This is a genomic window from Nocardiopsis sp. SBT366 (assembly GCF_001083815.1).
Taxonomy (GTDB): Bacteria; Actinomycetota; Actinomycetes; order Streptosporangiales; family Streptosporangiaceae; genus Nocardiopsis; species Nocardiopsis prasina.
The window spans coordinates 1-10929 of record NZ_LAVM01000124.1 but is presented as its reverse complement, the minus strand read 5'-3'; the positions used below and the strand labels follow the sequence as shown (position 1 = coordinate 10929).

Genomic DNA, 10929 nt, shown 5'->3' with positions numbered 1-10929 from the left:
CCAAGGGGTACGCAGTAAGCGGCACCCGACCGCCTTTAGCTAATGGGAAAAACGGGTTGGCCGTAGAACCCTCCCGGAACAGCAACCACAACCCCAGAACACACAGCCAACAGCAACCACAACCCTCAAAACCCACCCACCCACAGCAACCCCAGACCCAGAAGGCGAAGGGGGCGTACCCAGTCGGGCACGCCCCCTTCTACCTACTGCTCCACCTGCGGCTGATCAGTCCTTGGCGGTACTTTCCGGGGCCCCGCCAGCTGGAGCCTCACCAGCGGAGGCCTCCTTGCCGCCCCCACTGACTTGGGCCTCACCAACCGGAGCCCCACCACCTGAAACCCCTCCAACCGGAGCCCCACCACCTGAAGCCCCACCAGCCGCCGCTCGGGAGCGGCGGTCGAGCTCGGCCAGGTAGGCGTTGTAGTCGTCCATGTCCGCGTCGTCGGAACCACCGCGACGGCTGTGCCGCTCACGGCGGCGCTCCTGGCGCTCGTCGTCACGCGACCACTGCACCACCAGCGCCAGCATCACCATCACCGTGGGGATCTCGCCCAGTGCCCAGGCGATGCCTCCGCCCGCGTACTGGTCAGCGGCCTGGTCGGTCATCCACGGGATGTCGAACTGGCCGTAGTACTGCATGGCCATCGGGGTGGCCTGCTCCATGATGGCGATGCCGAAGAAGGCGTGGAAGCCCATCGCCACGAGGAGGAGCAGGATGCGCAGCAGGAACGGGACCTTCCTGGGCGCCGGGTCGACACCGACGATCACCCAGTAGAAGAGGAAGCCCGACACCAGGAAGTGCACGCCCATGAACAGGTGACCGAGGTGGTCGTTCATCAGCGTCGGGAACAGCGGGGTGAAGTACAGCGCGTACGGGCTGAACACGAAGATCGGGCCAGCGACGGCCGGGTGGGTCACGATCTGGGAGAAGCGGCTGTTCAGGAACGCGTTGAGCCACTCGCGCGGCCCTCTGTCACCGCGGGTCTCGGCGGGCCGGAGCGCGCGCAGCGCCAGGGTCACCGGGGCACCCAGCACCAGGAGGATCGGCGTGACCATGGCCAGCACCATGTGCTGGATCATGTGCATCGAGAACATGATCATCGCGTAGGTCGCGAACCCGCTGAGCTGCACCGCGACGATGGTCAGCAGCCCCAGGAGGAAGGCGACGGTGCGGCCGACGGGCCACTTGTCGCCGCGCTTGACCAGGCGTCGCACGCCTCCGAGGTACAGGAATCCGGCGACCACGACGAACATGATGAAGAACAGGTCCGGTCGCCACAGGGTGAGGACGTTCTCCAGGCTCATCGCGGGCGGGATGGCGAAGCCCAGGATCGCGGCGGCCGGGTCGAGAGTGCCCTCGGTCGGCGGTGTCGGCGGCGCGGTCCGGCCCAGGCCGACGGACACACCCATGACGGCGGCCATGATCAGGACCTCAGCCCCGGCCAGGCGCAGGAAGCTCCGGCGGCGGAAGGAGTAGCCCACCTTCCCTCCGGGCGCGGCGTCGATCCGCGTCAGCACCCGGGTGCGGTGGGCGTAGCCGAGGAAGCCCAGGACCACGAACAGGGCGATCTTGACGAGGATGATCCGGCCGTAGTCCGTGACGAACAGGTCGTCCAGGGAGTACAGGCGGGCCATGGCGCTCGCGGCGCCGCTGATCGCCACGCCCACGTAGGCCCACAGGGCCATGCGGCTGAACCGGTGGGCGGCGACGGCCGGCTCCTGCCCGTCCTTGCGCATGGCGTGGTAGGTGACCACGGCCAGACCGCCCACCCAGGCGCAGATCGAGATCAGGTGCAGCGCCAACCCGGTGACGGCCAGCTCGTGTGCCCCGGAGGAGGCGGCGTGACCGGTGAGAGCGGGCGGGGTGACCGCGACCAGGGACGCGACCAGCAGCCACAGTCCACCGGTGGCGGTGGTGATGGTGCGGCCGAACAGGGCGATGCCGGTGGTGATGAGGATGACGAACATCAGGGCGACGCCCGAGCCGATCGAACCGGCGAAGGCGGTGACCTCGTCGACCGTGATCTGGCCCGCGCGCCGACCGAGGAACTCGGCGGTCTGGAAGTACAGGGTGCCCACGGCCCCGAGGACCCACGCCAGCGCGGTCCAGGTGCCGGCGCGCACGTAGCCGACGGCCTGCGGGGAGAGCTGGCCCCTGTCCGATCCGAGGAGGACGACCGCCATGAGCATGAGGCCGATGGTCAGGACCGCGGCCGTGTCCATGACCGTCTTGGCGATGGGCATGCCCCAGCGGACGAACTCACCGGAGTCGAACCGCTCCATGCCGGGGATGATCTGCGCGAAGACCGCGCCGCCCAGGATGAGGGTGGCGCCCAGGGCCACCGTGCACACGAGCACGGCGATCAGGGCGTAGACGGGGGCGTTCTCGGTGCCGGGTGCCTGGTCCTGGTGTTCCTTGGGGGATGTGTCGTTCTGGGCGGGAGGAGCCACGCGCCACTCCGTCGTCGAGTCGGTCAACTTGCAGGTCAGCGCCCCGGGCGCGAGGGCCTCCGCACTGCCGTCCGTCGGACTCCGGCGGGGACCTGGCACGGAGGGACACCTCGACCCAGGTTAGTCCGTTTACTACACAGTGTCGGACTTGGGTCCGCTCGCCCACCCCCCTTGTGCCGGAAATCCCTTTCGCGGCCCATGGGACGCGGACCAGAAGTGACGTTTCCCCCTTCGTCGGAGAGCCTTCGCGATACGCTCGTTCTCTCTACGGGAGGTCGCGGACCGCCCCCTCGTGCCCGTCACCCCTCGCCGCCGTGCCCCCTCCACGGCCACCCGGTTCCACGAACGCATGAGAGCACGAAGGGGGAGGGCGATGCCCGAGTTCGACAGTGTCATCCGTTCCACGCGGACGGTGGTCCCCGAGGGGATCAGGTCGGCCAGTGTGGGGGTGCGGGACGGCCGTATCGAGTCGGTCCGCCCCTACTCCGCGAGGATGTCCGCGCACGAGGTGGTCGATCTCGGCGACACCGCGCTGCTGCCCGGCGCGATCGACCTCGGCACCGGCGTGCACGCCCCCGGGAAGGATCTTCCCGCTTCCTACCAGCGTGTGAGCACCTCCGCCCTGCGCGGCGGGGTCACCTGCGTGGTGGTCTCCCCCGCTCCTGGCCGACCCGCGATCACCTGCGCCGACTCCCTCCAGGTGCACCAGCGTGCGGCGGCCGGGGCGGAGGTATCGGTGCTCTTCCTGGGTGGGGTCACGGAGGGGACCAGTCCGCTGGACCTGGCCGACCTGCACGCGGGCGGGGTGGTGGCCTTCCAGGGGTCGCTGTCGGACGGCGGCGCCCCGGACATGGCGGCCCTGGGCGACGCGCGGCTGCGCAAGGCCATGGCGGAGATCGCGGCCCTGAACGGCCTGTTGTTGATGCACGCGGAGGACGCCCGTGAACTGGGGACCCCGCCGGTCTCGGCGGAGCAGCGCCCGCCCCGGGCCGAGCGGCGGGGCCTCGAGCGGGTGATCGCGGCGGCGCGCGTGGTGGGGGCGCGCACCCACGTGGCCCCCTTCACCGCCGCCGAGTGCGCCGCCCTGCTGGCCGCCGCCGGTGCGGTGGGGGTCGGGCTGACGGCGCACACCTGCCCGCACTACCTGTGCCTGCCCTCGGAGTTCCCCGGCCCGGGTTCTCCGGCGCACGCCTGCCGTCCCCCGTTGCGGTCGGACGCCAACCGCAAGGCGCTGTGGAGCTCCCTGCTGGAGCCGGACTCCCCGATCCTGACCGTCGGTTCGGGCCACCTGCCCGCCATCGGCCTGTACACCCTGGAGTGGAGTCTGCCCGCGCTGTGGACGGCCGCGCGCAGGCGCGGTCGTTCCCTTTCCGACCTCGCCCGGTGGACCGCGCGGGCCCCGGCGGAGCTGCTGGGGCTGGGTGGTCGGGGCCGCGTCCAGGAGGGATACGACGCCGACCTGGTGGCCTTCGAGGACCAGACGACCCTCGCGGTGCCGGATTCGGACCCCAGCCCGTACGCGGGGATGCGCCTCACCGGAAGGGTGCGCAGGACCTGGGTGGCGGGGCGCCCGACCCTCTCTGACTCACATCAGCCCTAGACCCGTGTCACACCACACACATCCGGCTTACAGCCTGTCAACATGGCTACGGATGGCTATGCACATTGGCGATAGCGTGGACGCGCCTTCGCAGGTCACAGTGGGAGGTATCAATGGCGATACCAGTTGGAGGAATCGTGCGCATTGGCGTGCCCCGCGAGATCAAGAACCACGAGTACCGTGTGGCGATCACCCCTGCGGGTGTCCACGAGCTGACCCGCCGGGGTCATGAGGTCTTCGTCGAGCACGACGCCGGGGCCGGTTCCTCCATCACGAACGAGGAGTACCTCGCGGCGGGGGCCAGCATCCTGCCCACCGCCGACGAGGTGTGGGCCGCGGGCGACCTGATCCTCAAGGTCAAGGAGCCGGTCCCGGCCGAGTACCACCGCATGCGCGCGGGGCAGACCCTGTTCACGTACCTGCACCTGGCCGCCTCCCGCGAGTGCACGGACGCCTTGCTGGATCGCGGGGTCACCGGTATCGCCTACGAGACCGTGCAGCTGCCCGACGGTTCGCTCCCGCTGCTCGCCCCGATGTCGGAGGTGGCCGGACGGCTCGCCACGCAGGTGGGTTCGGTGACGCTCCAGCGCCCCAACGGCGGCCGGGGCGTCCTGATGGGCGGGGTTCCGGGGGTGCGCCCGGCCAACGTCACCGTGATCGGCGCGGGGGTGTCCGGCCTCAACGCCACCCAGATCGCGGTGGGCATGGGCGCGAACGTGACCGTGCTGGACCTGAACGTCCACAAGCTGCGGCAGATGGACGCGCTGTACCGGGGCCAGGTCAAGACGGTGGTCTCCAACGCCTTCGAGCTGGAACTGTCCGTCCTGGAGTCCGACATGGTCATCGGCGCGGTTCTGGTACCGGGTGCCAAGGCTCCCAGGCTCATCTCGAACGAGCTGGTCTCGCGGATGCGTCCGGGCGCGGTGCTGGTCGACATCGCCATCGACCAGGGCGGCTGCTTCGAGGACTCGCGGCCGACCACGCACGACGACCCGACCTTCGCCGTGCACGACACCGTGTTCTACTGCGTGGCCAACATGCCGGGCGCCGTGCCGAACACCTCCACCCACGCCCTGACCAAGGACACCCTGAAGTACACGGTGGCCCTGGCTGAGAAGGGCTGGAAGCAGGCGCTGCGGGAGGACCCCTCGCTGGCCGAGGGCCTCAACACGTTCGAGGGCGACCTGGTCTACGCTCCGGTCGCCGAGGCGCACGGGATGAAGTACCGCGAACTCGACGAGGTGCTCGCCTCCTAGTAGCGCGAGCGGTTGGCGGGAGGGGGTCGTCCGTACGGGCGGCCCCCTCCCCGTTGTGGGCGGACGAACCCCCACGCACCCCGACCAAACCCGCCCCACCTGGGTCAGCCGCCGGATCCGCGCTTCGGGACGGGGTGGTCGGGCCGGATCGGCGGGGGTACCGTCGAGGGGTGGCCCCTCCGATGGCGGGGCCCGTGACCGGGGCCCGAACACATGAGGTGGGACTGTAGTGACACACACCGGAGCGGCAACGGTGACCCGGATCGTCGAGCTCGAACTCGTTCGGCTGCGGCCGTCACTGGCCGGGCGCGGCTCCGACGGGTCCGTTCCCGTGCTGGTCCGGGTGTCCGACGGACAGGTGAGCGGCTGGGGCGAGGTGTCCCGGGCCACCGCCGACCAGTGGGAGGCGCTCGTCGGCGACTTCGCTCCCGCCCTCCTGGACCACGCCTGGCGCCGCCCCACAGACGTGGCCGACGCCTTCGCGGACCTGCCCTGGGATCCCGCGCTGAGCGGGGCCCTGGACACCGCGTGCTGGGACCTGTGGAGCCGTCAGCGATCCACGCCGCTGGCGCACGCGCTGGGCGGGGAGCGCACCGCGCTCACCGCGGGGGTGACCCTGCCCCGGCAGGTGACTCTGGAGTCAGTGGTCACGGAGGTGAACCGGAGGGTCGGCGCGGGGTTCCGGCGGATCAGGCTGGAGATCGAGCCGGGTTGGGACACCGACGTGATCCGGGCCGTGCAGTCGAGTTTCCCGTTCCTCGTCCTCCAGGTGGACGCGGGCGGACGCTACACGGAGTCCACCGCGGACCTGGACGCGCTGCGGTCGTTGGACGCGCTCGGGCTGTTGGCGATCGAGGACCCGTTCGCCGCCGGTGACCTGGGGGCGCACGCGCGCCTGACGGCCGAGCTGCGCACCCCCGTGGCCCTGTACCGCTCGCTGTCGTCGGTGGACGATCTGCGTGAGGCGGTGCTGGCCGAGGCGGGGCGCGCGGTGAACGTGGACCCGGCCCGGCTGGGCGGGTTGACCGAGGCCCGGCGCGCGGTGGACCGGGCGGTGGACGCGGGCTGGGGGGTGTGGTGCGGTTCCTCGGCGGTGACCGGGGTGGGCCGCGCGGCGACGGTGGCGCTGGCCTCGCTGTCCGGCGCGACCCTGCCAGTGGAGATGCCGAGTTCCAGTAGTCGTGGCCGCGACCTGGTGATTCCCCCGGTGCGCGCGCACGACGGCGTGGTTCCGGTCCCGCTCGCCGAGAGCGGTCTGGGGCACGACGTGGACCGGGTGGCCCTGTCCGGGTACACCGCGAGGACCCTGGTCCTGGACGCGCGCTCGAACCGGGCGTCGGACAACGCCCCATAACCGAACAGCGTTAGGTATCCTGTCGCTCACCGCGTCCGGCCCCGACACCGGACCCCCTACGCACGTGGAGGCGTGGTGCGCGTATTCGCCGACGTCCAGGAGGTCGTCGCGGCCCAGGGAGAGCACCTGGGCCGGACCGACTGGCTGACCATCACCCAGGACCGCATCGACCTGTTCGCCGACGCGACCGACGACCACCAGTGGATCCACCAGGACGCCGCGCGCGCCGCCGGGGGTCCCTTCGGCGCCACCATCGCGCACGGCTACCTGTCGCTGTCGCTGTTGGCGCACTTCTCCCAGAGCGTCTTCGCCCTCACCGTGAAGCCGCGGATGTCCATCAACTACGGCCTCAACAAGGTGCGCTTCCTCCAGCCGGTCACCGTGGGCTCGCGGGTGCGCGACGCCGTACTGCTCGGCGAGGTGAAGCCGACCCCCAAGGGCTACCTGGTCTCCACCGAGCACACCGTGGAGATCGAGGGTCAGGAGCGCCCCGCCCTGGTCGCCGAGGCGCTCGGCCTCTGGGTTTCCTAGTCAGGGCCCCGCGACGTACCCTCGCGGTATGGACGAACTCCCGCCGCGTCTGACCGTGGTCACCCTCGGAGCCCGCGACCTGCCGGAGCTGCGCCGGTTCTACCTGGCCCTTGGCTGGGAGGAGGTGCCGTCCGGTTCGGACGGGTGGACGGGGTTCCTGGTGGGCGGTGTCCTGCTGTCCCTGTTCCCCGTGGCGGAACTGGCCGCCGAGGCGTCCGACGGCGTGCTGCCCGCCCCGACCGCCTGGTCCGGGTTCACCCTGGCCTGCAACGTCGACGAGCGCACACAGGTCGACGGGGCGTTCGAGGCCGCCGTCCGGGCGGGAGCCGAGGTCGTGGCAGAACCGACGGACCGCCCCTGGGGAGGGCGGTCCGCCTACATCGCGGACCCGGAGGGCAACCGCTGGGAGATCGCGTGGGCCCCGGGCGCCCGGTTCGACGACCGGGGAGCGCTCACCTCCTTCGGCGCCTGAACCCCGCCCGCGCTCCCGGACGTCCTAACGGACCATGCGGCGCAGGGCCCGGCGGACCAGGCCCGGGGTGAACCAGCGCAGCTTGCGTTCGGCCCGCTCCGCCCTGCGGCGCATGCGGTCCGCCCGGGCCCGGGTCTGTTCCAGTTCGGCCTGGAGCAGGGCCACGTCCTGTGGGTCGGCCTCCTCCTGCCGCGCGGCCGCCGGGGACTCCAGTCGGGCCTCCTCGTCGTCCGTCGCGAGGACCAGGTCCGTCGCGGGCATCCAGTGAATGCCGTGGACCTCCTCCACCAGGCGGTCCAGGTCCCGGCCGGTCACCTCGGGGTCGAGGTGGCGGGCGCGGGCGAAGGCGGCGGTCCGCTCCAGGCGCAGCATCCCCTCCTGCGCCGTGAGGGCACCCGGCATGGGCGCGCAGAGCAGTCCCACCGCCCGGGTGTCACAGGCGTGGACCATCTCCGCCAGCGCCTTGGGGTACGGTTCGGCACCGGCCTCCAGGTACAGGCGGTAGGGCACGCGGGGGTCCGTACTCGGCTCGCTCTCGACGAACCGCACGCGCGGGTCGCCCCGGAAGGTCTCGTGGGCCAGCCTCAGGTCGAGGATCTCCTCCTCCAACGGGGAGCGGCGCTCCTCGTCCAGTGCGCCCCACGGGCCCACCATCCACAGGCGCAGGTCCGGGGTGGTCCCGGAGAGGAGCGCCCTGGCGGTGGTGTCGATCTCCTCCAGGGTGCGGTCCGCCGCGTCCAGCACGACGTCGACCAGCGGCACCTCCCACTGGCGCTCGGGCTGCTTGCGCCGCAGGTGGAAGTCGGGCACCCGGTTGGCCACGTAGGGCTTCCGGTAGCGGGTCCCGGCGTCCCTCTTCTCCTGCATCTGCGAGCGCCCCAGGTGCCAGCTGCTGGTCTCCGTGTCCGGAACGAAGAAGGCTCCCCGTTGGGCCACCCGGTGGCCGAACTCGCTGTCCCCGCCCAGGATCATCCCCGGGTCCAGGCCGCCCGCCGCGTCGAACAGGCTCCGGTGCAGCGATCCGGTCGCCCCGACGAACACCTTGAAGGCCTCGTGGTGGGCGGAGCGCAGCCGGTCGTGCCGGTCGATGAACCGCTCCACCCAGTGCGGATCAGCGCCCTCCAGGTCGAAGAGCAGCTCGGCGCGGCCAGCGGCGACCTCGTCCCGGACGTGCTCCGGGGTCATCGCGGCCGGGTCGAAGTCCACGAACATCTTGTGGCCCATGACCACCGCGTAGTCCACCACGTGGTGCCAGCGCATCTGGGACTCCACGTGCTCGCGGTAGACGAGCATGTCCGCGTCCAGACGCAGGACCACCTGCCCGGACGAGTCGGCGACCCCGGTGTTGACGGCGTGCGCCGAACCCCAGCCGCCGGGGTCGGAGGTGATGAGGCGCGTGTGCTCCGGGCGCACCTCGGGCAGCGCGAGCGGAACGGGCGAACCGTCGTCCACCACGACCACCTCCATGAGGTGCGCCGGGTAACTCTGCGCGGCCAGCGAGGCCAGCACCAGCGCGAGCTTCTCGGGCTGGCCGTGCGCCGGGATCACCACGCTCACCGACAGCGTCGGCGTCCACTCCCCCAGCGGGGGCGGGTCCAGGCGCGCGTAGTCGTTGCGGAACACCAGGGGCTGTCGCGGGGACGCCGCGAGCCGCCCGGTGTCCTCCCCTCCCTGGAGCTGCCCCTGTTCCGGGACCACCCCGACCCGTACCCGGGTGTCGGCCCGCTCCCCTGACTGGCGTTCCGAGACGTTGTCCGCACTGGTCACGACTGTCCTCCCGTGTACTCGGTGGTCCGGAGCAGTGTCCGTGCCGCGCCCGGGTCCGGCTGGCCCAGCGGGGCGGGCGCCCCCTCCAACAGCGCGCTCGGCCGCCAGCCGGACCACTGCCGGGTGCTCCTGCGAAGGAAGTAGCCCATGTCGGCACCCCAGGTGTGGCCCTGCCCGGCGCGGCGCAGCAGGTAGCCGAGGCCGTGGGTGCGATAGATCCGCCCGCTGTCGCGGCGCACCGCCAGCAGCAGCTGGCTGTCGATCGCCCTGGGCAGGGGACGGAACCCGCCGACGTCGCGCAGAACGGAGCGGTCGATGACGATCGTGCTGCCCACCACGTCCGGCGAGGGCTTCTCGGTCTGGTAGCTCCGCCACACGGTGAGGTCGAGTTCCTCCAGGTACACGAGGTCCTGGGTGACACCGACCAGGTCGGCACAGGCGTAGGTGCGCGCCATCAGCATGTCGGCGAGGTGTTCGGGGCCGTACCAGTCGTCGTCGTCCCACTTGGCGATCACGCTGCCGGACGTGCGGTCCACGGCGTCGTTGAGGACCGCGCCGAACACCTGGTCCGCCGGGGCCTCGTGAACGGTGATCGGCCTGCCGGTGGCCGCGAAGTCCGCCACGGCCGCGCGGACCTCGGGCAGTTCCGCGGAGAAGCCGTGCAGAGCCAGAACCAGCTCGAACCGCACCCCGCGCTGCCGGGCCACCTGGGCGAGGGCGAACCCCACCAGTTCGGGCCGCCGGGTGCACAGCATCACCGACACCAGGGGTTCGGGCGGTACCGGCACCCCCGCCCGCGCGGCCAGGGCGCGCCAACGGGCCAGCTGGCCGTGGGTACGCAGGGCGGCGCGCCGCAGCCGGACGCTGTGCTCCTCCCGGCTGAGGGGGTCGGCCAGCGCCGTCGCGTCCAGGCTGGTGAGCACGGTGGTGAGCTCCGGCCCGAGCCCGGCCGCCCACTCGGGAGCGGGTCCGCTGACCACGGGGATCCCTCCGGCGGCCAGGGCGACGACCGCCCGGACGACGGCGACCGGGTTCGTGTGCCCGGACCAGTCCACACGCACACCGCGCAGGTAGCGGGCGCGGCCGATGTCGAGGTCGGTGAGCGTGCCGTCCTCTGGGACGGTGCTCAGTACCCGCTCGCCCTCGCGGATGACACAGCGCCCGCCGCGGGCCGACAGGTCGCCCATGGGGCCGCCCGCCTTCTTGGTGAAGCCGACGGGGTTCACGCTCTGCTCGTCGACGGGTGCCAGCGCGGTGACGGGGTCGGGTTCGCCGACCCGGGCCCCGGAGCTGGGCAGGTCGAGGTGTGGGACGACGCCGTCCTCCCACGGGGGAAGTTCTCCGTCAGCGGCACGGACCACGATGTCGGCCACGGGTGAGACCCGGCGCAGCGGCACGGGACCGGTCGCGCTGACCCCGGTGGCGGCGACGTCGCCCGGCCGCCACCGCGCTCAGCGCGACCGGTCCCGTGCCGCTGCGCCGGGTCTCACCCGTGGCC

General features: G+C 71.8%; 7 protein-coding genes and 1 pseudogene. 5 read left to right on the top strand and 3 right to left on the bottom strand.

All coding sequences use genetic code 11. From position 1 onward, the window contains the following. Positions 1-225 precede the first annotated feature (225 nt). Positions 226-2451: a cytochrome c oxidase assembly protein gene (locus tag ADX84_RS24045; RefSeq protein WP_049579515.1), complete on the bottom strand. Its 2226-nt coding sequence runs from the start codon at positions 2449-2451 to the stop codon at positions 226-228. Positions 2452-2824: 373 nt separating this feature from the next. Here ADX84_RS24045 and ADX84_RS24040 point away from each other — a divergent pair, with 373 nt between their 5' ends. From ADX84_RS24040 to ADX84_RS24020, 5 genes are all read left to right on the top strand, one after another. Beyond that, positions 2825-4051, top strand: coding sequence for an amidohydrolase family protein (locus ADX84_RS24040; RefSeq protein ID WP_049579513.1), 1227 nt, complete (start codon positions 2825-2827; stop codon positions 4049-4051). A 137-nt stretch (positions 4052-4188) separates the two neighbouring features. Then, positions 4189-5307, top strand: coding sequence for an alanine dehydrogenase (gene ald / locus ADX84_RS24035; protein ID WP_049579511.1), 1119 nt, complete (start codon positions 4189-4191; stop codon positions 5305-5307). Between the two features lie 229 nt (positions 5308-5536). Beyond that, complete coding sequence (locus tag ADX84_RS24030; protein ID WP_199776688.1) at positions 5537-6661, top strand: enolase C-terminal domain-like protein; 1125 nt, start codon at positions 5537-5539, stop codon at positions 6659-6661. Between the two features lie 75 nt (positions 6662-6736). Then, positions 6737-7192, top strand: a complete 456-nt coding sequence (locus ADX84_RS24025) for a MaoC family dehydratase (protein WP_199776687.1) — start codon at positions 6737-6739, stop codon at positions 7190-7192. Positions 7193-7220: 28 nt separating this feature from the next. Next, complete coding sequence (locus ADX84_RS24020) at positions 7221-7664, top strand: VOC family protein (RefSeq protein ID WP_049579504.1); 444 nt, start codon at positions 7221-7223, stop codon at positions 7662-7664. A gap of 24 nt (positions 7665-7688) precedes the next feature. Here ADX84_RS24020 and ADX84_RS24015 read toward each other — a convergent pair whose 3' ends face one another. Together ADX84_RS24015 and ADX84_RS24010 are read right to left on the bottom strand one after the other, a co-directional pair. Next, positions 7689-9431, bottom strand: a complete 1743-nt coding sequence (locus ADX84_RS24015; RefSeq protein WP_049579502.1) for a glycosyltransferase family 2 protein — start codon at positions 9429-9431, stop codon at positions 7689-7691. Then, positions 9428-10882: pseudogene (locus ADX84_RS24010) on the bottom strand (glycosyltransferase); the annotation flags it as partial. The pseudogene ADX84_RS24010 and the gene ADX84_RS24015, both read right to left, overlap by 4 nt. Between the last annotated feature and the right edge of the window lie 47 nt (positions 10883-10929).

Excerpts from the sequence above, each read along its gene's own strand:
- ADX84_RS24040 (WP_049579513.1), top strand. The coding sequence starts at position 2,825 with ATGCCCGAGTTCGACAGTGTCATCCGTTCCACGCGGACGGTGGTCCCC.
- ADX84_RS24020 (WP_049579504.1), top strand. The coding sequence starts at position 7,221 with ATGGACGAACTCCCGCCGCGTCTGACCGTGGTCACCCTCGGAGCCCGC.